Source organism: Ferruginibacter sp., from assembly GCF_014377975.1.
GTDB lineage: Bacteria > Bacteroidota > Bacteroidia > Chitinophagales > Chitinophagaceae > Ferruginibacter.
Genome location: NZ_JACMOO010000005.1, coordinates 1 through 26,212 on the forward strand (window position 1 = coordinate 1; position 26,212 = coordinate 26,212).

25 protein-coding genes and 1 tRNA gene are annotated in these 26,212 nt (G+C 38.2%); 16 read left to right on the plus strand and 10 right to left on the minus strand.

Annotated features, from left to right (window positions below):
• Positions 1-76 precede the first annotated feature (76 nt).
• The gene (locus H7254_RS00155) at positions 77-1,954 is read right to left on the minus strand and encodes an ATP-binding protein (RefSeq protein WP_367875405.1); all 1,878 of its coding nucleotides are present in this window, start codon (positions 1,952-1,954) and stop codon (positions 77-79) included.
• 974 nt (positions 1,955-2,928) lie between these two features.
• On the opposite strand from H7254_RS00155, the gene H7254_RS00160 reads away from it, so the two are divergent.
• The gene (locus H7254_RS00160) at positions 2,929-3,288 is read left to right on the plus strand and encodes a two-component system response regulator (protein ID WP_301931045.1); all 360 of its coding nucleotides are present in this window, start codon (positions 2,929-2,931) and stop codon (positions 3,286-3,288) included.
• A 135-nt stretch (positions 3,289-3,423) separates the two neighbouring features.
• On the opposite strand, the gene H7254_RS00165 is transcribed toward H7254_RS00160, so the two are convergent.
• Positions 3,424-3,894 carry a hypothetical protein gene (locus H7254_RS00165; protein WP_301931046.1) on the minus strand — a complete coding sequence of 157 codons (471 nt, stop codon included), beginning with the start codon at positions 3,892-3,894 and terminating at the stop codon, positions 3,424-3,426.
• Between the two features lie 463 nt (positions 3,895-4,357).
• Here H7254_RS00165 and H7254_RS00170 point away from each other — a divergent pair, with 463 nt between their 5' ends.
• Positions 4,358-4,702, plus strand: a complete 345-nt coding sequence (locus H7254_RS00170) for a carboxypeptidase-like regulatory domain-containing protein (protein ID WP_301931047.1) — start codon at positions 4,358-4,360, stop codon at positions 4,700-4,702.
• A 449-nt stretch (positions 4,703-5,151) separates the two neighbouring features.
• Here H7254_RS00170 and H7254_RS00175 read toward each other — a convergent pair.
• Positions 5,152-5,225 (minus strand) — tRNA-Pro (locus H7254_RS00175).
• A gap of 106 nt (positions 5,226-5,331) precedes the next feature.
• On the opposite strand from H7254_RS00175, the gene H7254_RS00180 reads away from it, so the two are divergent.
• The 14 genes from H7254_RS00180 (at position 5,332) to H7254_RS00245 (ending at position 19,800) form a co-directional block, all read left to right on the plus strand.
• Positions 5,332-6,606 (plus strand): dihydroorotase family protein, encoded by a 1,275-nt coding sequence (locus H7254_RS00180; protein ID WP_301931048.1) that lies wholly within the window; start codon positions 5,332-5,334, stop codon positions 6,604-6,606.
• Between the two features lies 1 nt (position 6,607).
• Positions 6,608-7,108 (plus strand): DUF4199 domain-containing protein, encoded by a 501-nt coding sequence (locus H7254_RS00185; protein WP_301931049.1) that lies wholly within the window; start codon positions 6,608-6,610, stop codon positions 7,106-7,108.
• Between the two features lie 174 nt (positions 7,109-7,282).
• Positions 7,283-8,227, plus strand: a complete 945-nt coding sequence (locus H7254_RS00190) for a glycosyltransferase family 2 protein (protein WP_301922953.1) — start codon at positions 7,283-7,285, stop codon at positions 8,225-8,227.
• 226 nt (positions 8,228-8,453) lie between these two features.
• Entirely contained in the window at positions 8,454-8,816 is a 363-nt protein-coding gene (locus H7254_RS00195; protein WP_301931076.1) for a GxxExxY protein, read from the plus strand.
• A gap of 122 nt (positions 8,817-8,938) precedes the next feature.
• The gene (locus H7254_RS00200; RefSeq protein WP_301931050.1) at positions 8,939-10,081 is read left to right on the plus strand and encodes a glycosyltransferase; all 1,143 of its coding nucleotides are present in this window, start codon (positions 8,939-8,941) and stop codon (positions 10,079-10,081) included.
• Positions 10,082-10,158: 77 nt separating this feature from the next.
• Positions 10,159-11,184 (plus strand): dehydrogenase, encoded by a 1,026-nt coding sequence (locus tag H7254_RS00205; protein ID WP_301931051.1) that lies wholly within the window; start codon positions 10,159-10,161, stop codon positions 11,182-11,184.
• Positions 11,184-11,906 (plus strand): class I SAM-dependent methyltransferase, encoded by a 723-nt coding sequence (locus H7254_RS00210; protein WP_301931052.1) that lies wholly within the window; start codon positions 11,184-11,186, stop codon positions 11,904-11,906. Before H7254_RS00205 ends, H7254_RS00210 begins: the two co-directional genes overlap by 1 nt.
• Positions 11,907-11,913: 7 nt before the next feature.
• Positions 11,914-12,507, plus strand: a complete 594-nt coding sequence (locus tag H7254_RS00215) for an SIS domain-containing protein (RefSeq protein WP_301931053.1) — start codon at positions 11,914-11,916, stop codon at positions 12,505-12,507.
• Between the two features lie 296 nt (positions 12,508-12,803).
• A complete protein-coding gene (locus tag H7254_RS00220; RefSeq protein WP_301931054.1) occupies positions 12,804-14,189 on the plus strand; it encodes a hypothetical protein in 1,386 nt (461 codons plus the stop codon).
• A gap of 46 nt (positions 14,190-14,235) precedes the next feature.
• Positions 14,236-16,002 carry an alpha-L-fucosidase gene (locus H7254_RS00225; RefSeq protein ID WP_301931055.1) on the plus strand — a complete coding sequence of 589 codons (1,767 nt, stop codon included), beginning with the start codon at positions 14,236-14,238 and terminating at the stop codon, positions 16,000-16,002.
• 94 nt (positions 16,003-16,096) lie between these two features.
• A complete protein-coding gene (locus tag H7254_RS00230) occupies positions 16,097-16,861 on the plus strand; it encodes a nucleotidyltransferase family protein (protein WP_301931056.1) in 765 nt (254 codons plus the stop codon).
• Complete coding sequence (locus H7254_RS00235) at positions 16,858-17,403, plus strand: HAD family hydrolase (protein WP_301931057.1); 546 nt, start codon at positions 16,858-16,860, stop codon at positions 17,401-17,403. Before H7254_RS00230 ends, H7254_RS00235 begins: the two co-directional genes overlap by 4 nt.
• Before the next feature lie 71 nt (positions 17,404-17,474).
• Positions 17,475-18,488 carry a hypothetical protein gene (locus H7254_RS00240; RefSeq protein WP_301931058.1) on the plus strand — a complete coding sequence of 338 codons (1,014 nt, stop codon included), beginning with the start codon at positions 17,475-17,477 and terminating at the stop codon, positions 18,486-18,488.
• A 79-nt stretch (positions 18,489-18,567) separates the two neighbouring features.
• Positions 18,568-19,800: a glycosyl hydrolase family 8 gene (locus H7254_RS00245; protein ID WP_301931059.1), complete on the plus strand. Its 1,233-nt coding sequence runs from the start codon at positions 18,568-18,570 to the stop codon at positions 19,798-19,800.
• Positions 19,801-19,868: 68 nt separating this feature from the next.
• On the opposite strand, the gene H7254_RS00250 is transcribed toward H7254_RS00245, so the two are convergent.
• The 7 genes from H7254_RS00250 to H7254_RS00280 form a co-directional block, all read right to left on the minus strand.
• Positions 19,869-20,243: a hypothetical protein gene (locus H7254_RS00250; RefSeq protein WP_301931060.1), complete on the minus strand. Its 375-nt coding sequence runs from the start codon at positions 20,241-20,243 to the stop codon at positions 19,869-19,871.
• A gap of 203 nt (positions 20,244-20,446) precedes the next feature.
• On the minus strand, positions 20,447-22,237 hold the full coding sequence (gene lepA / locus H7254_RS00255) for a translation elongation factor 4 (RefSeq protein WP_301924306.1): 1,791 nt from the start codon (positions 22,235-22,237) through the stop codon (positions 20,447-20,449).
• A 261-nt stretch (positions 22,238-22,498) separates the two neighbouring features.
• A complete protein-coding gene (locus H7254_RS00260; protein ID WP_301931061.1) occupies positions 22,499-23,212 on the minus strand; it encodes an AsmA-like C-terminal region-containing protein in 714 nt (237 codons plus the stop codon).
• A gap of 11 nt (positions 23,213-23,223) precedes the next feature.
• On the minus strand, positions 23,224-23,568 hold the full coding sequence (locus H7254_RS00265) for a hypothetical protein (RefSeq protein ID WP_301931062.1): 345 nt from the start codon (positions 23,566-23,568) through the stop codon (positions 23,224-23,226).
• A gap of 45 nt (positions 23,569-23,613) precedes the next feature.
• Entirely contained in the window at positions 23,614-24,417 is an 804-nt protein-coding gene (locus H7254_RS00270; RefSeq protein ID WP_301931063.1) for a hypothetical protein, read from the minus strand.
• Positions 24,393-25,061, minus strand: coding sequence for a hypothetical protein (locus tag H7254_RS00275; RefSeq protein WP_301931064.1), 669 nt, complete (start codon positions 25,059-25,061; stop codon positions 24,393-24,395). Before H7254_RS00275 ends, H7254_RS00270 begins: the two co-directional genes overlap by 25 nt.
• 422 nt (positions 25,062-25,483) lie before the next feature.
• Positions 25,484-25,723, minus strand: a complete 240-nt coding sequence (locus tag H7254_RS00280; RefSeq protein ID WP_301931065.1) for a hypothetical protein — start codon at positions 25,721-25,723, stop codon at positions 25,484-25,486.
• Positions 25,724-26,212: the final 489 nt, after the last annotated feature.

A 26,212-nucleotide genomic window follows, 5' to 3' on the forward strand; every position in this document is an offset into this window, starting at 1 on the left:
ATTTTTTTGCCCCAAATTTAAAACTGACTTTTTGAGGGATTACTATTTACTATGATTTAGGTGGGATATAACTTTGTCAGATAGGCAAGGTGAACCAAAACGAACTACCTTTTCCTAACTCACTATTTACCCCAATCAGGCCACCATGTTTTTTAATAATTTCTGCACAGATATAAAGTCCGAGCCCTAAACCAGCGCCTTGTATACCATGGTTTTCAACCCGGTAATACCGTTCGAATAAATGTGAAAGTTTGTCAGTTGTTATGCCGGAACCTTTATCATTTACAGAAATTTTTGCAAACCCATCCAATTTTTCTATAACGATATTAATTACTTTTGAATCAGGCGCATACTTAACAGCATTATTAACCAGATTGATTATCACCTGGCTAAACCGCTCCGGATCTGCATTTGCCCGGAGATCTACATCACCCTCTATAACTATTTTATAAATATTTTCCAAGCGAATATAATCACAGCATTCACTGATGGCTTCAGACAGTTTAATAGATACAAATCTTAATTTCAACTGTCCTTCATTCACGCCGGTGGCATTCAATAAGTCCTGAACCAGCACGGTAACCTTATTCAGGCTTTTGTTTGCCTGTTCTATCATAACAGGCAATATTTTATTTGAAGGATTATCCTTCATTCTATTTAAAAGCTGTAAAGCAGCCTGCAAACTGGTAAGCGGTGTTTTAAGTTCGTGACTGGCAATACTAATAAAGTCATCTTTTTGTTGTTGCAACAGCCTGATTTCATGTATATCTGTTGCCGTACCGACCCACATCAATTCTCCATCGCCTTCTCTATCTATGCTATGAATAACCATCAGACGGCTTAAGTGCCATCGGTAAACACCTACAGAATTCTTAATGCGGATTTGAAACTCAGCATTTTCCCTGCTTTTACGTACTTTTCTAAATTGATCAAATGTTAAATTAAGATCTTTAGAATGGATAGTCTTACGCCAACCCAAGTTTTTGGTTTGCTCATAATTAAGTCCTGTATAATCGTACCATCGCTGGTTGTAATAAGTAATTTCCCCATTGGCGGTAACTGTCCAGGCAATTTGAGGAATGGTTTCCATCATATTTCGGAACCGGATTTCACTCTCTGCTAACGCTTGTGTACGCTCCGTTACCCTCTTTTCCAGTTCCTGATTGAGCACAATAAGGTCTTGGTTAACGAGCCTGACTTGTTCTTCCTGATCAGTCAATAATTGTGTTTTATTATGAAGTTCTAAATTTGCTTTGTATAATTCTTTTTGCTGAAAGGTTAATGCCTCAGTTAATACTACCAACTCTGCTGAACGTTCGTTCTGGAACACCAATTCGTTATTGGTAATGATCAGTTCCGCTGCACGATTTTCCCTTTCCATATTTTGAAAGTCAAGTTCATTATTCGCAATAATCAGTTCACCTGCACGGTTCTTTTTTTCCTTATTTTGATACGCAAGCTCTATATTCGCCAGCAACAATTCGGCAGCCCGGTTTTCCTTTTCCCGATTCTGAAACGCCAGTTCTATGTTAGCTAACGCTAACTCTGCCGCCCGGTTCTCTTTTTCTATATTCTGAAATTCAAGTTCCTTGTTAACAATTAACAGTTCTTGCTGTCTGAGAATTAAAGATGTTATATCATGACCAATGCATAAAATCTCAGAAGGAACCCCCACTTCATTTAAAAGCATCTTGAACTCCCATTGTGTAGAAATGATACCGGTAGCAACAGGTTTTCTTAGCGTAACCCGATGGGATATTGATGGTGCAGAAAAACATGCCATCACGGTATCCAAGCAGATCTGGTGGTCTTCAGTAATAACCAAACCTAAAGAGTCTTTACCAATCCAGTCTTTTATTTCTAAATCTAGCATTTTACAAAAGAAAGGATTCATATAAGTATACTTTCCTTCCAGGTCTGTTTTTATGATGTAAAATGAGTTGTTTTCGATGATCGATTTATATTAGGCGTTTTCTTTTTGCAGTTCACTATAAAGTTTATTGTAGTCCGTTACTTTGCTAATCTTTTCGCCCATAATAAAGTGTATAATTATCAGATGAATTCGATGTATGAAAGAAGCACTAATTCACGACAACCCCCACTGGTTACCGAATTAATGGAAATGACTGGTAAGTTGCAAGCGCAGTAAAAGCGCAAAAAATTATTGGTGATGAATAATGTTCAAATTTACCATTATTAAATTGACTTTTTTATTAATTGCAAAGCTGTATTATCAGAAAATTTTAGGTTTAAAAATAATGCAAGCCAACAGTTTTGGCTTTAACCCAATCTTTAGCGTACACTTAAACGTATTGATGACCCCGGGTGGTCTTTCATTTCAAGCAGATTTAGTGTATCATCTTTGTCTGCCATAAATTTTGCACTTGGGATAAAACAGACAGTATTAAGTTTGATATCAACGTTTTCAACTACTTCAATCACCGCCAATTTACTTTATAAAGCATTTATAGGCCCCACCTTATTTTTAATGTTTGAAAAAAAGTGCGGCATAATGATAACAAATACCGCATAGATCGTTATATAATCAAAAAAAACGAACATCAATTCAAGCCCGGAGAGATGATACGCCGGTACCTGTAATGTATTGTTTATCGGCTGTTTTATACAAGGCCTTATCTACTTGAAATATTCTAAGAAACCCCATCAAATATACTTTTGGTATTTGAGTACATTTTCATTTCGAGTCACAGAGATCATGTCTGAACCCTGTACAAAAAATGGCATCCATCTCTGCAAGAGCCCTTATCGCTGACATATTTATCTGAGTTATGTTTAGGACACTTCTTCTTGATCTCAATAAATATGGAACAATGCTGGCACAGTTTTTATATCTTTCCTTTTGTAAATGTTATTTCCTGTTTATAACGTAATTATTCTGGCAAAATGACAAATGTTTCCTTGAAACGTATGGCAATATTCGACGATGATGAAGACCTTCTTTTTATATATAAGTATATATTTGAAGAAGATGGCTGGCATGTGGATGTTTTTATTGATTGTATTAACATTATAGATAAGGTATCCGCTGTAAATCCGGCTATTATTTTAATGGATAACTGGATACCAGATACGGGTGGCGTTATTGCCACTCAACTATTAAAAGCCAACGAATCCCTGAAAGGCATTCCGGTAATTTATGTATCGGCCAATAATGATGTCAGCGTGCTCGCTAAAGAGGCCGGAGCGAATAATTTTATTGCCAAGCCCTTTAATATAGATGAATTGAAAAGTATAGTGAATAACCTGGTCAACATGTTATGTTTCTGATATCTTAATTAATCTTTTAGAGTTATTTCAGGCATAAGATCAGGAATTATAATATTTTTATCCGCTTCTTCAAATACGTTAATGCTTTTATCCCACGCATGGTATGGTCAAGCTTCGATAAGTGGTCAATCTTTATCATCTCAAAAGCTTCACGGAGAGGTTGATATTCAATTTCGCCCCTATCAAGATGTATGCCCCTCTTACATAGGCATAAAACTTTAGTATATCTAATACCGTAATTGATTGTCCAACGTAATAGACACAGGTCCATTTTAAAAATGCAGCTTTCTGTAAACACTTATCACTATCCAGTGGAGTAAAACTAACCTCTCTCCACAACATCAATGAAATAACTATTTCTGTTTCATCAAAATTCATCGCCTTGTTTACACAAAAATTAATTGGCAACTGCTTTTCTTTATTCAATAAATCAAGTAATGTTTGAGAATCAAAAAGCATAAACCGGAGTGCTATTGCTACATTAATCAAAGATAAATTTATAAGATTATTATAACATCTTTCTAACTCATCAAACTTTGCAATAAAAATATTTTTATAATAGTTTCTCGTCCTGAAATACCACGCAAACTGCCCCCCTTCTGCCAAAAAAATTTGCCCCCCTAAACCAATTGATTATTAAGGGCCTCTATAGGTCAAATAAAAATGGCTGTCTGTGTCTAAATAATATGGCATTTCCACAATACTGCTTCTTTCCGCCATTCATTTTTACGTTTAAATAGCCAGAGTGGAAGGGAATTATTATTGTTGGATTTCCATTATGTTAAAAAATGCACTCTTGTTTTTAGCCATTTTTAAACATTTAAAAATGAAAACTATAAAGTCTTTTCCACGCAATCATAATTTGGAAAATAAAATTTTCCATCAGTCATTTTTATTTCAAAAAAATAAAAAAAGCATTTTACCCCCTTTTTTAAGCTATTTACCCCCTCTGTCAGGCATAAAGTAAATCTAATTTTGAATCGTAACCCTGCTATTTTGTTGAATGCTCGATTACAAACCAACCTATTCGGACAAGTGATTTTATATTTTACCATTAAACAAGCTAACGATGAAATGTCAAAAAACAATTGCTGCTGCAAATGAAATTTTCCTAAAACGAAGGAATTATTTCCACCTCCCACTTCTATTAGTATTTTTAACTTTTACTGGCAACCTACTTTTTGCACAGAATAAAGTATCCGGTAAAGTAACCGCAGGGGGAACTCCGCTGACGGGAGTAACTGTTAAAGAAAAAAGTAGGGCTAATACTACCCAAACGGACAACAATGGATCTTATAGCATCACAGTTGCTGCAAACGCCGAACTGGTATTTAGCCATATTGGGTTTGCAAACACAATAATTGCTGTTAATTCTCAAAAGCAAATCAATAACGCTATCGGAAGCTTGGTATGACCAAACCAATCATTTGCAAGATGACAGCAAACAATTGCAGTTACAGATTAAAGAATTAGAAGAAAAACTTTCTTACATCAGAGAGTTGCTTTTCTCCAGGCAATTAGAGCCTGCTGATTTTAGAGACATGAAAACTGAATACACTACTAGGCTTGAGAAATTGGAAGCCAAATTAAGTGCTAACAATCACGATAAGGTAGATTTTAATGACCTGTTGAAAAAAGGCGTTAATAACCTTTTAAAACTTGATTTTATATATGAAAACGGAGATACGGAAAAGAAAAGAAAAATAATTAGTTCGATGTACCCCGAAAAAATGACTTGCGATGGATTTTCAGTTCGAACTATTCGTATCAATGAATTAGCAAGGCTAATATACAGTATGGACGTGAGTTTTAGCAAAAATAAAAACAGGACAAACCAGAATAATTCCAGTGTGTCCTGTCAAGTCGGGACGACAAGATTCGAACTTGCGACCCCCAGACCCCCAGCCTGGTGCGCTACCGGCCTGCGCTACGTCCCGCAAAAAAGCTTATACCTGTACTGATATAAACGGATTGCAAATGTAGTAGAAATTTTCAAGTTTAAAAACACAACATATTGTACCTTAGCGCAACTTTTTTACTTACATGAAGGTTTTAATCAGGCAAACTACTATCGTCCATTCTGCTTCACCGTTTAACGGTCTCCTAAAAGATATTTTTATCGAAGATGGCATTATTCAACTCATTGCCGATTCCATTACGGAGCCGGCAGACCTTGTAATTGAACAGCCCAATCTGCACACCAGCATTGGCTGGATGGATGTGTACAGTCATTTTTGCGACCCCGGATACGAATATAGGGAAACGCTGGAAACGGGTGCCAACGCGGCTGCCGCCGGGGGTTTCACAGATGTGTTAGTGATACCTAATACCAACCCGGTAGTGCATACTAAATCACAGGTGGAGTATATTATTCAAAAATCAAATACCTTGGTTGTCAACATTCATCCATTGGGAGCGGTTACAAAAAATGCTGCCGGGGCCGAACTTGCTGAAATGTATGATATGCGCCGGTCAGGAGCAGTGGCCTTCACAGATGGAACAAACAGCATTCAATCACCTGGACTGTTGCTGAAAGCACTGCAGTATGTATTGGCTTTTGATGGAACTATTGTTCAGGTGGCAGATGATAAAAGTATTCAGCCGCAGGGTTTAATGAATGAAGGTATTATCAGCACACAACTGGGCTTACCCGGCAAACCTGCCATTGCTGAAGAGCTGATGATTGCAAGAGATATTGAACTGGTAAAATACACCCATTCAAAAATTCATTTTACAGGCATCTCAACAAAAAAAGGAATGGAGCTGATCAGGGAAGCAAAGTCATCCGGCCTGCAGGTAAGCTTTTCGGTAACGCCGTATCATGCGGTGTTTTGTGATGAAGACCTTGCTGATTATAATACCAACCTGAAAGTAAATCCGCCTTTAAGAACAAGGGAAGATATGATGGCAGTAAGATTGGCTATTTTGCGGGGCGAAGCCGATGCGATAGCAAGCCACCATATCCCCCGAAATTATGATAGCAAAGTATGCGAATTTGAATACGCTAAAAATGGAATGACGGGACTGGAAACTGTGTTTGGTGCCATCGGTAATTGTTTACCTTTAAATGAACAGGGTTGGACTGTTGAAAAAATTATTACTCTTTTAAGTGAGGCTCCCAGAAAAATTTTTAATATCGCCGTACCAGAATTAAAAGTAGGAGCAACCGCTGTACTTACCCTGTTTAACCCGGCAACTGAATATATTTTTGATGAAAAAATGATTGCCTCAAAATCGAAAAATACCCCTTTTACCGGCATGCCCTTAAAAGGAAAAGTAATAGGAATTATTAACGGAAATAAAACGCATTTTAATTAAGATGAAGCAAACAACCCCTGCACAAAAAGGCTTGCTTACCGGTGCGCTGATGATTGCTGCATCGCTGTTTTCATTGTACGTTTTAAAGAACCCGGTAGAGAGTTATTTTCAATACATCATATACAGTATATTTTGTTTTGGCATTGTGTTTAGTATGGTAGTTTATTACAGAACCGCAACAGACAAAAAAAGCTTTGCAAACTTTTTTTCTATTGGCTTTAAAACCTTTGTGGTAGTGAGTTTATTAATGGCTGCGTTTGCCTTTGTTTATTTTAGTTTTAATACTGAATTCAGGGATAAACAAATTGCAGAAAACAGCCGGCTGCTTATATTACAAGGAAATCATTTACCAAAGGAAATTAAGGACCAGGAAGCGCTGCAAAAGAAAGTATTTCTTACAATGATGATTTCTATTTCTATTTTCAGGTATCTTATTTTGGGTGCGTTAATCACTGTTATTGCCGCGGGATTTTTAAGTAAGAAAAATTCGGGCGATGGCTGATATTGGTTATTAAACACTCAAAATTATTTTACTGTAACCAATTGGAGAGCGTACCAAAAAGCTTAAAAAGTACAAGAGGGCGACGCAACGGTTTACCACATTGCTTCTTAGCCCGGACCCAAAATAAAATCGCAGGGTATTTTTTACATCAGGAAATTGCGTAAACAAAAAAATATGATGGATCTGTCAGTGATAGTGCCGCTTTTAAACGAAGACGAATCTTTACCCGAGTTAGCAGCCTGGATTGAAAGAGTTATGATAGCTAATAATTTCAGCTATGAAATAATTATGGTGGATGATGGCAGCAACGATAATTCATGGCAGGTAATTGAATCGCTGCATAAAAATAATGACAAGATTCGCGGCATCCGGTTTCAAAGAAATTATGGTAAAAGTGCTGCGCTGAATGAGGGATTTAAAGCAGCTCTGGGCGAGGTAGTGATAACGATGGACGCAGATATGCAGGATAGTCCCGATGAAATACCCGGCCTGCGGCGCATGATTGTGGAGGAAGGTTTTGATATGGTGAGCGGCTGGAAAAAGAAACGCTTTGACAACAAGCTCACAAAAAATTTACCTTCTAAATTATTTAATTCGGCAGCCAGCAGATCGAGCGGAATTGCACTGCACGATTTTAATTGCGGGCTAAAAGCGTATAAAAATAAAGTAGTGAAAAGTGTAGAAGTGTATGGCGAAATGCACCGCTATATTCCTGTACTGGCAAAGTGGGCCGGCTTTAAAAAAATTGGCGAAAAGGTAGTGGAACACAGACCCAGAAAATATGGGGTTACAAAATTTGGCTGGAGCCGTTTTATAAATGGATTTTTAGATCTGGCAAGCATTATGTTCATGGGTAAATTTGGTAAAAAACCGATGCATATTTTTGGTCTTTGGGGAAGCATTGTATTTTTTGCGGGAACCTGTATCTGGATATATTTATTTTTAGCTAAAATATTTTTCGACAAATTTAATATGACAGACCGTCCACTTTTTTATGTGGGCATCATCTCCATCGTAATTGGTACACAATTATTTTTAGCGGGTTTTTTAGGCGAGCTGATAGCAAGAAATTCGAATGATAGAAATTACTATTTGATAGAAGAAAAGCTGGGTATATGATGATGCGGTGATGGAGCGGATAAAGACGAATGTAACGGATTTTAAATTTTTTATTCGCCGTATCTGCAACAGTAAGTCTCATCAGTGTTTTCATGATAGATACGCTGATGGAGCGGATAAAGCCGGATGTAGCGGATTTTAATTTTATCTTATTTCCGTTTTTTCAGCAGCAGTCAATACGACCAGCGTCTACCTAAAAAATAAAATTATAATTCTTCACGCAGATATAACCGAGAAAATTTTAGGCTGCTTTTATAAAGTTTATAATGAACTGGGTTATGGCTTTTTAGAAAAGGTTTACGAAAATGCTTTGATGATTGAATTGGTAACAGCTGGATTAGCTGGATTGCAGCAAGCAGGAATTAAAGTTTATTATGAAGGAAAAGAAGTGGGAAATTATTTTGCAGATATTTTAGCAGCCAACAAAATAATTGTGGAAGTAAAGGCGGGAAAGGGTGAAATAATCAAAGAGCATGAATTACAATTATCTAATTATTTAAAAGCTGCAAATTATGAAATAGGACTTATCCTTCATTTTGGCGAAAAGCCAACTTTGAAAAGAATAATTTTTTCTAATGACTATAAATAAGAATATAGAAACGCTGATTAAGCAGACTAAAACGGATAAAGCATTTTTTTTCTTTGGTTTTTTTATCCGTTGTATCAGTGTCAATCTGTGGCATCAGCGTCTCTATTAAATCAGTTTCATCAGTGTTCTATCAAAAAAAAATCATCATCATCGGGCCTGCACATCCACTTCGTGGAGGGCTTGCATCTTATAACGAACGGCTGGCAAAAGAATTTTTGCAGCAGGGACATCAGGTTAGTATTTACACTTTTTCATTACAATATCCCGGATTTTTATTTCCGGGTACTACACAGTTTTCTACCGAACCGGCACCTGCAGATTTAGATATCCATGTTTGCATAAATACTGTTAATCCCCTTAACTGGATCAGCGTTGGCCTGGAATTAAAAAAGCAACGGCCAGATTTAATTGTAGTACGTTACTGGCTGCCGTTTATGGGGCCTTGCCTTGGAAGCATTTTACGCATTGCAAAGAAAAACAAACATACCAAAGTAGTGTGCATAGCCGACAATATTATACCGCATGAAAAGCGCATGGGTGACATCGTTTTCACCAAATATTTCGTATCACCTGTGGATGGGTTTATCACCATGAGTGAAAAAGTACTTACCGATCTTGGACAATTTGCGAAAGGCAAACCGGCTAAATTTGTTGCACATCCATTATATGATAATTTTGGAGAGAAGATTAGTAAAGAAGAAGCAAGAAGTAAATTAAAAATTAATAATGAAGAATTAATAATTTTATTTTTTGGGTTTATAAGAAGGTACAAGGGGCTGGATATTTTACTGGATGCAATGAAGCTTTTGCAGAAAGGCGATAATTACCGCACTCCCAGACTTTTAATAGCAGGTGAATTTTACGAAGACCGAAAAACCTACGATGAGCAGATTGAGCAGCTGGGCATAAAAGACATGCTTATTTTAAGAACTGAATTTATTGCAGACAGTGAAGTGAAATATTATTTAAGTGCCGCAGATTTAGTGGTACAACCTTACCGAAACGCCACCCAAAGCGGCGTAACGCCCTTAGCTTATCATTTTGAAAAACCAATGATTGTTACCAATGTGGGCGGATTGGCTTCAATGGTGCCGGATGATAAAGTTGGATTGATTGCGGAACCAAATGCTGAATCCATAGCAGCAAAAATCACGGAATATTTTTATAAAGGATCGGCGTATTTTATACCATATTTAATTGAAGAAAAGAAAAAATATAGCTGGAGTAAAATGGCCATAAGTATTCTTGAATTAGTTGGCTTATAAGAAGATTGGCCCCTTTGGTCTAACAAAATTTTACTTCTCATTTATTCCATCGGCATATTCCTTAATTTGCAGCCATTATGATTTATAGAAGTAAAGCTCCTTTACGCATCGGGTTGGCAGGCGGTGGCACAGATGTTAGTCCGTACAGCGATGAATATGGTGGTGCCATTTTAAATGCCACGGTTTCGCTTTCGGCCCATGCCAGTATTGAACCCCTGCAGGAAAATACTATTATTGTGGAGGCACTCGACCGGAAAGAAGAAGAACGTTACGATTGGGCACCTGCCCTACCCATTAATGGAAAATTGGATTTACTGAAAGGTGTGTACAACCGCATTCATGCCATGTATGGATTGCCATTAACGGGTTTCCGTTTATCTACTTTTGTAGATGCACCAGCGGGCTCCGGTCTTGGTACGTCCTCTACCCTTGTGGTGGCTATTTTGGGAGCTTTTGTTGAGTTGTTGAAATTACCACTGGGCGATTATGATATTGCTCATCTTGCATACCAGATTGAACGGGAAGACCTGCAACTCGCCGGTGGCAAGCAGGACCAGTATGCTGCAACTTTTGGCGGAGTTAATTTCATGGAATTTTATGGCGATGATAAAGTGATTGTAAATCCGCTGCGCATTCGCCCGGAATACCTGCACGAACTGGGCAATAATTTGGTACTATATTTTACTGCCACTTCCAGAGAGAGTGCACACATTATTAAAGAGCAGGTAAAAAATGTAAACAATAAAGATGAAAAAAGCATCAAAGCCATGCACCAGTTAAAGGAGCAGGCTAAAATGATGAAGGAAGCTTTATTAAAAGGCAGATTAAACGAAATAGGAGAAATACTGGATTTTGGTTTTGAACAAAAACGCAGGATAGCCCACAATATCAGCAACGAGACCATTGAATTAATTTATACGGCGGCTAAAAAATCCGGCGCTACCGGTGGCAAAATCAGTGGAGCCGGTGGCGGTGGCTTTATGATATTTTATTGTCCCGGAAACACCCGCTATGCCGTGATAGAAACTTTGAATACTTTTGGCGGCGAAATCAAAAATTATACTTTCACCAAATATGGTTTAACCACCTGGACAATTAGCTGATGTGGATCAAATTTTTTTTAATACAGAAAACAAAAGCACTTTTCAGTCTTTTTAAATTGCATGTACTGGTTGAACCGTTTAGTGGTTTTCTTTTAAACCTTGCCTACCTGTCCAAACAATCCAAATGGATCAACCAGCAAAAAGGGCTGGCTTACAATGATTTTTTTAGCGGCAATCGTTCAAGGGAAAAAAGGCTTGGATTATATCAATATCTCAATAAAGAATTTATCAAAGATCAACCTATGAATTACCTGGAATTTGGTGTGGCCAATGGTGGCTCATTTTACTGGTGGTTAAAAAATCATCCCAATCAGCAATCAACCTTTTCAGGCTTTGATACTTTTTCAGGATTGCCGGAAGACTATGGCCCTTTTAAAAAAGGAGATATGAGCAATGGCAATGCACCATTAAAAACAGATGATACAAGAGCCTTTTTTTACCAGGGATTATTTCAACAGACTTTACCTGGATTTTTAAAAAGCTTTAATAATGAAAAACGCACGGTCATTCACATGGATGCAGACCTGTACTCTTCTACCCTTTTTACCTTAACTTCTTTTGCGCCTTATTTAAAAAAAGGCGATATCATTTTATTTGATGAATTTTGTGTACCAACCCATGAATTTTTAGCAGTTAAAAATTTTACGGAATCGTACTATATTAATTTAAAACCTATTGCTGCCGCCAACAACTTTTTATTTACTGCCTTGCAGGTAATTTAATAATTATATGAATCAAAAAATTGCAGATCGCATCAATGCTTCTATTGCAGTAAAACAAAATTTACTTGCAGATGAAAAAATCATTGCCACCATCACTGAAAGTGTTGCCGTGATTGTGCACGCCTTTAACAATGGCAATAAAGTATTGTTTTGTGGCAATGGTGGCAGCGCAGCAGATGCACAACATTTGGCGGCTGAATTCAGCGGCCGTTTTTATATCGACAGGGATGCACTACCTGCAGAAGCCTTGCATTGCAACACCAGTTATTTAACGGCAGTAGCAAATGATTATAATTTTAATTTAATTTATTCCAGGTTGATAAAAGGGCTTGGTAAAAAAGGTGATGTACTGGTTGGTTTAAGTACATCCGGTAACAGTGCCAATATTATAAATGCATTTGAAACAGCCAGAGAAAAAGAAATGATCACCATTGGTTTTACCGGTTTTACCGGTGGTGCCATGAAAGTGATTTCAGACTATTTGCTCAACGTTCCATCAACCGATACACCCCGGATACAGGAAAGTCATATTTTACTTGGCCACATTATTTGCGAACTGGTAGAAGAAGAACTCTTTGGCCATACAGCCGCGGCTAACTGATCGTTGCATTCAATTCATGCTGGCATGTTTAGCATGGCATCAAAAAAAGCTGAGTATTTTTATTGATCGCTTTTCATAAAATCCTCCCTGTTTAAACTTCGGATATGTGCTGCCGAAGAGCAATAAAAAGTATCAGTATTTTGTAATAGCAGGTTTTACAAGTTACTTTTAAATGTCATCATTTAAAAGTATTTTCAATAAATATCTTCTGTCAACTCCACCAAAGTGGGGCAGGCAAATCAATGAAATTCATTTGGTACTATCTCACCACCCAGACAAAAAACGGTTCAGCATTTATGAAAAATATTTCCCTGGCAATTGTTTGTTTTCTTTTTTCGACGGTCGTAAATGGACAACAAGATAGTAACAAAACGTTATTATCCAAATTAGACATGGACTACCTTGAAACCCTTACCAGGGATGTAATGGAAAGTTCCAGGATTTATCCCAGGCAAAAGATTAGCGATGATTTTGGCAGCAACAATACAGGTATAGTACTGATAAGGCCAGGCGGACGAAGCAGTTACCCGGCCTATTGGATAAGAGACTATGCAATGTCAATAGAGAGTGGTTTTGTAACAACTGAAGAACAAAAACAACTGCTGCTATTAACGGCAAAAACACAGTGTGATCAAACATGGATTTCAAATGCAGGCAGTATGATCCCTGTTGGTGCAATCGCAGATCATATCAGGATGGATGACAGCAAACCTATTTTTTTTCCGGGAACCTACGACTATCATGAACAGGGAGGAAAAACCTGGGGAATGACTCCGCCGTATTGTGATCAATATTTTTTTATTCACATGGCTTATTATTATGTAACGGTTACTGCATCAGCCAAATTTTTACTTCAGCAAATTAACGGCCTACCATTAATTGACCGGCTGGAAATGGCCTACAAAGTACCACCAACCCGCCAGGATAGCACTGCAGTATACACCATAGACGATTTCAGGGGCGTTGATTTTGGATTCAGGGATGTGATTACTATGACCGGTGAACTTTGTTTTCCGTCCCTGTTAAAATACCGGGCTTCTGTAGAATTGGCGGAGTTATTTGAATTAATTAACCGGAAAGACAAACCCCATTTTTACAAAACAATCGCCGCCAGTTTAAAACACGCAATTCCCCGGATTTTTTACGATGGCCGGGGGATGTTGCTGGCCTCAACCGGCAAGAGCAGGCAAGCTGATGTATGGAGTACAGCGATGGCTGTGTATCTGGGAGTGTTGGAAGGAGATCAGTTGACGAAGACCTGCCAGTTTCTTTGCCGGGCGTATAAGGGTGGATGGCTATCTGCTAAAGGAAATATAAGGCATGTACTTACCATTGATGATTACAATGATTCAACCGCCTGGGAAAATAGTTTAGTGCCAAAAAACAGGTATCAGAATGGCGCCTATTGGGGCACTGCCACCGGGTGGGTATGCTTTGCAATTGCCAAAGCAGATATGAACGCAGCAAAACAACTGGCCAAAGAATACATCGCTGATTTGCGTGGAGGTGACTATAGAAAGGGGCCTGAATTTGGTGCGCCCTGGGAATGTTATAATAAAGACACTCCGCAAAATGCAGTGTACATTGCTTCTGTTAGCTGCCCTTTTATCGCATTTAAAAAGCAATCATTGGCAGGCAGTAAAATTCCTTTAAAAAATAGTAAAAAGTTCAGGGTACAATAATCAATCAACTAAATAAACACAATAAATCAGCCACAAAAATTGCTTTATGATTAAACAAATTATTGCCTTTTTTATTTGTATTTTACTATATGCTGCAACAGTTTCAGCACAATCTGCTGTGGCAACGCCGGCAGAAAATCTAAAAACAAAATGGTTTAGGGAAGCCAGATTTGGAATGTTTATTCACTGGGGCCTGTTCGCCCAACACGCAGGTACTTACAAAGGAAAAAAATATTATGGCATCAGCGAATGGCTGCAGGAAAGGGCTAAAATTCCGGCCAAAGAATACGAAAAATTTGCAGCGGAATTTAACCCTGTAGATTTTAATGCTGCGCAATGGGTAAGCTTTGCGAAAGCCTCCGGCATAAAATACATAGTTATTACAGCCAAACACCATGAGGGTTTTGCCATGTTTAAATCAATGGTATCTGCCTTTAATATTGTAGATGCTACTCCTTATAAAAAAGATCCGATGAAAGAGCTGGCGGCAGAATGCAAAAAGGCCGGCATCAGGTTAGGCTTTTACTATTCACAATTCCAGGATTGGCACGAGCCCAATGGTGGTGGCAATGATTGGGACTTTGATAATACAAAAAAGGACTACCCTGTTTATTATGCCACCAAAGCGATTCCTCAAATAAAAGAACTGCTCACCAATTATGGAGACCTTGGACTTATATGGTTTGATACACCCGGAGATATGACGCAGGAACAGTCAAAGGAATTTTTAAAAAAAGTGAAGGACTGGCAACCCAACTGCCTCGTGAGCAGCCGCGTGGGTAACGGGTTGGGAGATTATACTGATTTCGGTGACGGCGAAGTGCCGGCCGGTGTAGTAAAAGGTCCGTGGGAAGCAATTTTTACACACAATGATTCATGGGGATATTCGTCGTTTGACAATAATTTTAAAACCCCCAAAGAGATCATCCGTCTGCTTACCACTATTTCTTCAAAGGGAGGCAACCTTTTATTGAATATCGGCCCCATGGCCAATGGCAAAATTCCGGATCTGTCGCAAAAATATTTTTTAGAAACGGGTAAATGGTTGATTAAAAACGGGCAGAGCATTTATGGTACTACCTGTTCACTCATCAAACCGCAGCCATGGGGTGTTACCACCAATAAGCCAGGTAAACTTTTTATACATATTTTTCAATCCCCACTGAACGGTAAGATTACTATTCCTGTAAAAGGATTAACCCTTCATTCAGTTTACTGGCTTTCCAATAAAAAACCGGTAGCTGCTGCAATGAAATCAACAGGTTTGCAATTGCAGTTACCGCCACTGTTGCCCGATACGAGAGATGCGGTTGTAGTAGTGGAGTATAGTGGTACAATGGTTGAAAATTACGATACACCTGAAGTGTGGAGCAGGCAATACCCGGAATTTTACCTGCTGCCGGATTATGCAACAGTCAAGGGCAATGCAACCATCAGCACAGTAACCTACTCTCATTATTTTGGCGACTGGAAGCATGCGGTTTGCATAAAAAATTTACAGTCGCCAACAGATGAAGTGAGTTTTGAAATTCAGGTAAAAGAAAAAGGCGATTATAAAATTACCCTTGAATATGCAGCCGATAAAAACAGTGAAGGCGAAGAAGGAATATTGGAAATAGCCGGTCAGCAATTTCCCTTTCAGGTACTTAAAACGGGTGAGTATGATGAATGGAAACCCTTGTCATGGATCAGGCAGACAGTAGCAATCTTATCCGTTACACAACCCAGGCTTTATACACTGAAAATAAAGCCCGCCAGAGCAGGCAGGGAATTGTTCAATTTAAAAAGAATCATTGCAGAACCTGTTGAGTAAGCGATGACAGGGCATTGGGAATACAGAATACTATTTATTTAGCAGGATCATTTACCTTGCAATTTGTATATGTATTTTAAAACTAACAAAAATAATGATTAAAACAGCCATCATATTAGCGGGCGGCCTGGGCACCCGTTTACGCAGCGCAGTGGCCGATTTACCTAAATGCATGGCACCCGTAAACGGGCTGCCGTTTATTCATTTTGTAATAGCGTTGTTGCAAAAAGAAGGCATAGAAAATTTCATCTTTTCATTGGGTTATAAAAGCGAGGCCATTATCAGTTATGTAGATACTCAATATCCTGTGCTGCAAAAAAAATATGTTATTGAAACAAAACCCCTGGGTACCGGCGGTGCAATAAAAGCAGCGTGTAAACAGGTAACAGAAAAAAACGTGGTGGTGGTAAATGGTGATACCTTGTTTCATATAAACATAGCTGAACTGTCCCGGTTTCATGAAACACATGATGCCAGCTGTACCATTGCGCTTAAAGAAATGAAAAGCTTTGACAGGTATGGTGCTGTGGAATTAAACAATGATCAATCCATAAAAGCATTTAAAGAAAAACAATTTTGTGAAAGCGGCACCATCAACGGCGGTGTATATGCGTTAACGTTAGCCACCATACTTACCGGAGATTACCCGGAAGTTTTTTCTTTTGAAAAAGAATATCTTGAAAAAAACACAGGAAATGGAAAGCTGTATGGTGTAATCAACAATGATTATTTTATAGATATTGGCATCCCCGAAGATTACCAGTGTTTTCAGGATGATTACAAAGCAATCATTGCAAAAAATAATTTGTCCTCCTCACACAATGCTACTTCAGCATTTTTAAATGCATTAACCGTATGAACGCTTTTTTAACAGACAATAGCTGGACTCTTTTTTTAGACCGGGATGGAGTGATCAACCATGAACAAAAGGATGGATATATAAATACCTGGGAAGATTTTACATTTTATGAAGGAGCCAAAGAAGCATTAAAAATATTTGCTGCCCGTTTTAAATACATCATCATTGTTACCAACCAGCGGGGCGTAGGCCGTGGCATTACCAAACTGGAAAACCTGCACATTGTTCATCAAACTATGACCAAAGAAGTTACTGCCGCCGGTGGCAGAATTGATGAAATATATTTTTGTACCGATGTTGATGTAAACAGTGCAAACCGAAAACCCAATACGGGCATGGCTTTACAGGCAAAAAATAATTTTACCGATATTGATTTTTCAAAATCAGTTATGGTTGGTAATAATTTTAGCGATATGGAATTTGGCCGCAGCATAGGAGCAAAAACTTTTTTTTTAACTACGACAAATGCAGGTGTAACGGCGTCCGATGGGCGAATTGACGCAGTATATCCTTCCCTGATTGATTTTGCAAAAAGCCTGTAAGTTTTCGTTAATTTTCACCAGGCATTACAATTTTAGCCCCGATTATTAAAGTATTCCTTTAATTTTATTGTATGAAGAAATTGTATTTATTTGTAGTATGTATTATAAGTATACACTGGTGTTTTTCGCAAGGTCTTCAAAAAAATGAAGAGTTTTTTTTACAGCAAAAAGAGGATTCTTTAAAGACGTATGCCAAAGATATAATTCAGGCTATTAACCCTCAAAACCGTTTTAATGCAGACAGTCTTTTTACAAAAATGTTTGTGCGGGCATTAAAAGTAACCGGTTCATTTAACTACCCGTTTGATAGCCTGGAAACCATTTCAAAACTATATCCCCCCGATAGCAGCTTTCGCATATTTACCTGGCAGATGGTGATCAATGATAATATTATCCGCCAGCATGGTGCCATACAAATGAAGACGGTGGATGGCTCTTTAAAATTATTTCCATTGATTGATAAATCAGATGTGACCATCAATATTGAGGATACCGTTGGTAATAATAAAGGCTGGATTGGTGCTGTATATTACAGGATTATTGAAACAAAAAATGCCCACAAAAACTATTATACCTTACTGGGCTTTGATGAAAATAACATTCGCAGTAACCGTAAAATTATTGAGGTATTAAGTTTTAATAACGGCGAACCCGAGTTTGGTGGCCGTTATTTTAATTTCGATAACGACGCTGTGAAGCAGCCTGCAATAAGCCGTTACATCCTGGAGTACAAAAAATCAACCGGGCCACGGCTTACCTATGATGAGAATTTAGGCATGATTATTTTTGAACATCTGGAAAGTGAAAGCAACGAACCAAAAAAGAAATGGACTTTGATACCTGATGGGGATTATGAGGGATTTAAGTGGAACAACGGTCAATGGGTACATGTAGAAAAAGTATTCAATCAAATAACTCCTGAAGGTCAGGAACCGGTTCCAAGGCCGCTGAAAGATACACAGGGCGATTTAAAGGAAGATAAATTACTGGACGATGCTCCTGCTGAAAAAGCAACTGTTGAAGAAATGCCCGCTACCAGTAAGAAACCAAAAGTTATCAAGAAGAAAGTAAAGCCAGGTGTATAAAAAATGGACAGTTTGAAGGAGCATTGGATTTGACAGTAGTTTTCAACCTAAGTATTTCATTAAGATAGTTAAATAAAAAATGGCTATAAAGTCTTGTATTCAATTTACTGGTTTGCTATTTTTACATTCATTCCTTTTTGCCCAAACCGCATTAAAGCCATTTCCTCAACACGCAGATTATTTTAAGGGGGTTATTAAGCCCAACCATATTTCTCAACAGCAACTTGATAAAAGCGTAGGCTCATTTTATGATAACTGGAAACAGCGATATATTAATGACGATGCGGGCAAGGGCCAATATTATATCTGGACAGAAGGTGCAACTGGTAAAAATAAATGTGTTTCAGAAGGACAAGGTTATGGAATGATAATAGTTGCCTTGATGGCGGGATATGATACCGCATCTCAGAGAATCTATAATGGTTTGTATCGTTACTACAAAGCGCACCCTAGTACTAATAGCAAATATTTGATGGCATGGGCTCAGACAAATTTGTTTAAAAATGCGGATGGCAGCTCAGCTTCAGACGGAGATATTGATATAGCTTATTCTTTATTACTTGCAGATGGTCAGTGGGGCAGCCAGGGAAATATTAATTATTTAAAAGAGGCGAAAGCAATTTTAGCTGCAATAATGCAACAGGAAATTAATTCCAATACATTTTCAGTATTACTTAGCAATTCAATTGAGTATGACAGTAAGGACTATTTTGATATGCGTTCTTCTGACTTTATGCCTGCCCATTTTAAAGCCTTTGGAAATATAATTGATACCAAACTTTGGAACAATGTAAATGACAGAAATTATAAACTTTTTATTTCTTTACAAAAAAAATATAGTCCCGAGGCTGGCCTGGTTCCCGATTTTATTCAGCATATAAATAGTAAACCAACACCATCCCGTGCAAATTATCTTGAGTCTAAATATGATGGAAATTATAATTACAATGCCTGCCGGGTTCCCTGGCGTATTGCCACAGACTATATTATTAACGGAGATAACCGGTCGAAAGCATTTGTTGAAAAAATAAATACATGGATTCGCAATACCACCGAAAATAATCCTGATAATATTTCTGCCGGCTATACTTTAGCAGGAGACGACATGCGCAAGCGAAATTTTGAAGCGATGAGTTTTATCAGTTCTTTTGCAGTTTCGGCAATGGTGGATTTTAAAAATCAATCCTGGCTAAATAAACTATGGGATTATATTATTGGTTTTGATCTGGACCAATATGACTATTACGATAATACCATTAAGATGTTTACCATTATAATATTATCTGGAAATTACTGGGCTCCTTCCAGTTAGGGCGCTTTCTAAAAATGAGTTTGATAACCTGCTGTCAGCAAAATTGTAGTTAAATCAAAAATCCGTCATCAGGCATCAATTAAATAAGTTCCCAAATCTATCACTTTGCCTTCTCCTTTTTTGTATTGCTCAATGGCTTCCAGGTCCGCATCTGCCATTGCTTTACTTTGAAAAATAGGTACGCTTTTTTTATACACTACAAAGTAAAATTCGGGTAAGGTTTCCAGGTTACCCAAATCACCAAAAGCTTTGTGATGAAATGGAATTTTTGAATAGCCGTTGCTATCCAAACCACTTTCGCCAATAAAATCATTATCGAAAATATCCCTGTCAAACAGGCGAACTGTGTAAACATCTCCTGTTACCGGTGCATCCGTTCCCTTTGCAATAAATCGGGCGGTTACTTCAAAATTCATTTCGGAGTCTAGTGAAAATTTACTCATTTGTCCGGTTGTTTATTTTGCAGGTGAAAAGTAATCGAATAAAAACGTCGGCCATTTATACATCCCTTATTTACTACAGCTATCTTATACCCGATAAAATTAAACACAGCTATTTTTGTACAAGAGGGCGATGCAACGATGATCCACATTGCTTCTTAGCCTGGACAAAAAAAACCTTGTTATCCTTATTTATTCACGCAGTCTTAATCATTCAACTTCAGCACAGCTAAAAATGCTTCCTGCGGCACTTCTACATTGCCTATTTGCTTCATTCGCTTTTTACCTTCTTTCTGTTTTTCCAGCAGTTTTCGTTTACGGCTGATATCACCACCATAACATTTTGCAGTTACATCTTTACGGATGGCGCTGATGTTTTCCCTTGCTACCACCTTGGCACCAATACTGGCCTGTATGGCAATCTGAAACTGCTGACGCGGCAATAACTCTTTCAGTTTTTCGCATAATTTTTTACCAAACTCATGCGCCCTTGCCCGGTGAATTAATGCACTCAAGGCATCCAGCTTTTCGCCATTTAGTAAAATATCCATCTTAACAATATCACTGGGCCGGTATTCAATCGGGTGATAATCGAAAGATGCATAACCCCTTGTAATGCTTTTTAAGCGATCATAAAAATCAAATACAATTTCGGTTAAAGGCATATCAAAACTAAGCTCAACCCTGGTTGGGGTAAGGTATCCCTGGCTCACCAGCATGCCTCGCTTGCTGATGCACAACGTCATAATGTTACCAATATATTCCGGCTTGCTAATCATTTGCGCACGGATAAAAGGTTCTTCAATCTTCTCAATGCGGCTTGGGTCCGGCATTTGCGAAGGATTGTTGACCGTTATAATTTCGCCCTTGGTGGTAGTGGCAATAAAACTTACGTTGGGTACGGTGGTAATTACGGTTTGGTTAAACTCTCTTTCCAGGCGCTCCTGGATAATTTCCATGTGCAGCATTCCTAAAAAGCCGCACCTAAAACCAAAGCCCAGGGCCTGCGATGTTTCCAGTTCAAAAGTTAAGGAAGCATCGTTTAACTGTAACTTATCCATGCAATCCCGCAGTTCTTCAAAGTCATCCGTTTCCACCGGAAAAATACCTGCAAATACCATCGGCTTTACATCCTGAAAACCTTTGATGGATTCTTTTGATCCGTTCACCATAGTGGTAATGGTATCTCCTACTTTTACTTCTTTTGCATTTTTTATACCGGTAATAATGTACCCCACATCGCCTGCCCGCACTTCACTTTTTGGTGCTAGTCCCATTTTTAAAATGCCCACTTCATCGGCACCGTATTCGAGGCCGGTATTACTAAATTTAATTTTATCGTTCTTTTTTAATGTGCCGTTAAAAATTCTGTAATAAACAATGATACCCCTGAATGAATTGTACACGCTGTCAAAAATAAGCGCTTGCAACGGAGCATCCACATCACCTTTTGGTGGAGGAATGCGCTCAATAATAGCAGTCAGAATTTCTTCAATACCAATACCACTTTTGCCACTTGCCAGCAAAATATCTTCTGCTTTACAGCCGATCAGCTCTACAATCTGGTCGGTAACTTCTGGTATCATGGCACCTTCCATGTCAATTTTATTGATCACAGGAATAATTTCCAGATTATTATCTATGGCGAGGTACAAATTACTGATGGTTTGCGCCTGAATCCCCTGGCTGGCATCTACCAGCAACAATGCCCCTTCGCAAGCTGCCAGTGCACGGCTTACTTCGTAACTAAAATCTACGTGGCCGGGTGTATCAATCAAATTAAACACATATTCTTCTCCCTTCCAGGTGTAATTAATTTGTATAGCATGACTTTTAATGGTAATGCCTTTTTCCCTTTCCAGGTCCATATCATCCAGTACTTGTGCCTGCATGTCTCTTTCTCCAATGGTGTGGGTAAACTCCAGTAAACGGTCGGCCAGAGTAGATTTTCCGTGATCGATATGTGCAATGATGCAAAAATTTCTAATATTCTTCATTCCCTTGTACGTCTGTTTTTAGAGCCGCAAAGATAGCCGCTTTTGGTTGATTTGGAACCAGGTGTTAAACATTGAAAACAGAGCGTGAAAAATTGATTAATATTGGGCTATCAGCAGAATTACCTGTTTCAACTTTAGTACCGGCTATCCGTTGCAAGTCCTCCGCAACCTTTCCGATTGCATCGGAAGGTTACTCCGGGCTTTCCACTTCTATCCGGCAGCCATTGGGCGGAAGGAGATTGGGAATAAAACCACTCGCATTTAATTCTTTTTTTCCAAAGTCTTCTTCCCATCGGTATCATCCGTATCCTCTGTTTCCTGCACTTCGTCTTTATCTCCTTTGCCCATTTTTATTTTAGGGTTGGTTTGTGTGCCGGTTATTTGCAGGGGTATGCCGATGATTCCCAAAGGTGATAAACCTACCCGCATTTTCATTTTTATGGAACCGTCAAAGTTGGTCTTGCCTTCCAGCCGCAACCTAAAGCCAGCCGTTTTTATTTTAAATCGTTCCACTGTAATAACATTATTTTTTACCGTGCTTTTAATATCGATTTTTGACAAGGCCGGGCTTTTAATGGCATCCTTGCCGGTTTTATTGGCCACCGCCGACATTAATTTAAACCCCTTCATCTGTACGTTTTTTACCGACACTACACCGCCGCCTTCCAGGGAAGGATAAACAGGTTGCATATTGTTATCCAGTTTTCCTTTCAACGTATAATCCAGCGAAATGATTCCCTGTGCACTGCCCGCTGCCGTAGCCATATCATGAAACAGTTTCACTTCATTGTACGCTCTTTTTATGTCAAAGTCACTGGCTTGTAAATACGCATCAAAAAAAGTTTTCTTTGTATTTACGCTGCCATAATTTGAATCCACCACTACTTTGCAGCCAACCAGGTTAAAGCCTGTTTTTTGCAAACTAATTTTTGCTTTGTCAATTACAACGGTACCTGTTGCATCCTGTAAATTCAATCCGTTAAAAACTATTTTTTTTGCTTTGCTGTAAAGGTTACCGATACACTGGCAGGTATCAAGAGCACGCCGGTTCCGCTTTGGCGGGTTACTGAAGTTTGCGCACTTACTTTCGGTATCGGCTGCGCAGATTCTTGCTGCGGTCTCACCTTCGTTACAGGCCGCAGGGAATTATCAGTATTTTCCGGCGTAGCAAAAACCATAAATTCATCCACATTAATTAAACGGGAATTGATATTAAAATCACGCTTTAAAACAGCTTTGTCACACAATGCATAATCAATTACATTCTGCAGGTAACCATTCATAGTAAAATCAGATTGTCCATAGCTTGCCTTAAACTGCCGGAACCACATTTTATCCTGTTTAAAAGTAAAGAGTCCTTCCTTGATAAAGAATGGCTAAGGAAAATTTTCGGCAGATGCCTGTATATTTTTTATTTCAAGGGTATCCTTGTTATTAAGTTTATTGTACCGCCCGGCCATGGCATCACTTTGCCTGCCCTGTACCGAAACATCTGCTTTTATAAATCCACTGATGTCATTTCCTTTCCGGGTAAATACTTTATAAATCCTGGCAATGTCAATTATTCCTTTGGCTTTTATGTTGTACCCGATATTGTCCAAATTCTTTAAAGAGGCCTGTAACTGAAAGGGCTTTCCTTCAAATAAAAAAGAGGCAGGTAAAATGATGACCGTTGTTCCACTTAATGCCCCGTTAGTATTGGTTACTTTGGCAGTTACACCGATATTACTGATGGGATTAGGATAATACATCGTTTTTATTACACCGTTCTGCAACAGAATATCTGCAGTTGTTACAGGAAATACTTTTTTAGCAGCGTAGTACCGGCCTTTGGTATTGATGTTTACTTTTAAGTTACCACTCAGTTCAACTTGTTTAAAAGGATAAATATTTTTAATGTCTCCTAAATTAATATCCGATTGCAGATTGGCATCTACCGCCATTTTTTTAAAACTGCTAACACTTGCGTGGCCTTTGATAAAACTCTTTAAAGCGGTAGCTGATAAATTATCGATACTAAAAGCCAGGTTGTGATAATCATTGTCTGTACAACTGTTGTTAACAGTAAAATTAATAGCGTTAACCGGCACAGGCAATGAATCATATTTAAAATACCCATCCTTTACAAATGCCTGCAGGCTATAGGACGGAATGGTTAGCAGTACGTTTTCGTGGCGCAAATTTTAGGATCAGGACCGCTTGTGTACCTGCCATTTAGTTTTAAATGCACTTCAGTTTTTCCTTTCAGCTCAACCCAGGGTAACCCAAATGCTTTGTCCATTTTTTCAAGATCCATTACCGCATTTACTTTGGCATTTATAAAGGGTTCGTGAACTCCTTTTGTATCCAGCACTGCACTTAAATAATCTTTATCAATATTAAAAAATATAGAATCTACTTTTATTTTTAAGCTGTCCTGGTTAAGTGCAGGAAGTAATGTTTGCAGGTTTAAAAAAAGATGGGAGGCTGGAAAGGGAGCGCCTTCATAAGCAATATAACCTTCCCGTATTTTCATATTAAAAGCCAGGTCAGGCATGGTGTTGGGAGATGTAATGTATTTACCCTTCAACGTTAATAAAAAATCAGTATTCCCTTTTATGGTGGCTTTTTGCTGCCAGCCAATAAACTGCGGTGGTAAGGCTGTTATCAGGTTATCGAGGTCACTTTTTTCAGCACTCACCTTTAAATCCATTTCATACCCGTTTTCCAGGAAGTCTAACTTGCCGCTGAATTGCACGGGTAATTTATTAATCAGCAAGTCGTTTTTCTGAAAGAAAAAAGCGAATGAACTCGTAGTAATACGAGTAATAAGATCGGCATTCACTTTCTTATTAATCAGGTAGGATTGCTTATTAAAATAAAAATTTGCAGAGTCAATCTTTGCATGGCTTTTAAGATCAAAAACTGCCTTGCTGAGATCGCCGCTGCCGGAATAATTAAAGCCCTTTGCATCAATCAGAATATCTGTGGAAAGATCGTTGTAAATAAAATGGCTGTTTTTAATTATAATTTCCTCTAGTTTTAAAGCAGTTGCGGATGTATCAGAATTATTAGTGGTAGTATTTTTTTTCAGCTATGTACACATGGTAATTAGCTTCCCCTTTTTCGTTTATCAGCACCTTGATGGCGGCATTGTCGATAAATATTTTATTGATGTTAATGTGCTTGTCAAATACCAGGCTCGCAAGATTTTATACCCAATGAAATTTCATTGGCCTGCACCAAAGTATCCTTTTTTTAGGGTGCCTAGCCCTTCAACATAAAATTATATAAAGTAAGGGTAAGTGATGGAAAGTGATTAAAAAAAGACAAACGGGCTTTAAAAAAATTCATTTCTCCATCAATGCTGTTATTCGCAAGGGTTTTAATTTTTTGTTCAATTGTTCCAGGAAAGAGAATGGGCGCCAGGAACAACAGAAATAAAATACCGGCTACAGATAAACCGGTTATTTTTAAAATTTTTGTAATGGTGGATTTGAAGGACATATTCAGATGTCAAATGTACTGGATCTTTTTAGAAAATATTTGCAGCCTCCCATTAAAGTCTTGTAATTAACCACCAATGGGTATTTTAATTATAGAAAACGCATAAAAAAGCACCGAATTTATTTTCTCACTTTCCAATTACCTGAACGGTAATATTTACAAAATCTGATGCTCCTGCTTTGAGTTGTTTGTATGTTTGATAAACGCGTTACAAAAAGATTGATTGTTATCCAGATAAAAATACCACAAAGATGGCCTGCCAGGATTTTATTTTTTAAAATAAATTTAAATTTAGCAAACAGCTGCAAGAAAAACAGTATGAAGGCAATGGCAACAGGATACTGTAAAAAAGTATTGAAAGCAGCATTATTTTATTAGCTGCAAATACCTCTTTTGCAAAGATGACACTTGTAAAAAACAACGTTGCTTTTGGATGTCGCCTGCAAAAAATACTTTAACCTGTGTTGATAACGCTCCACTTTGCTGCAC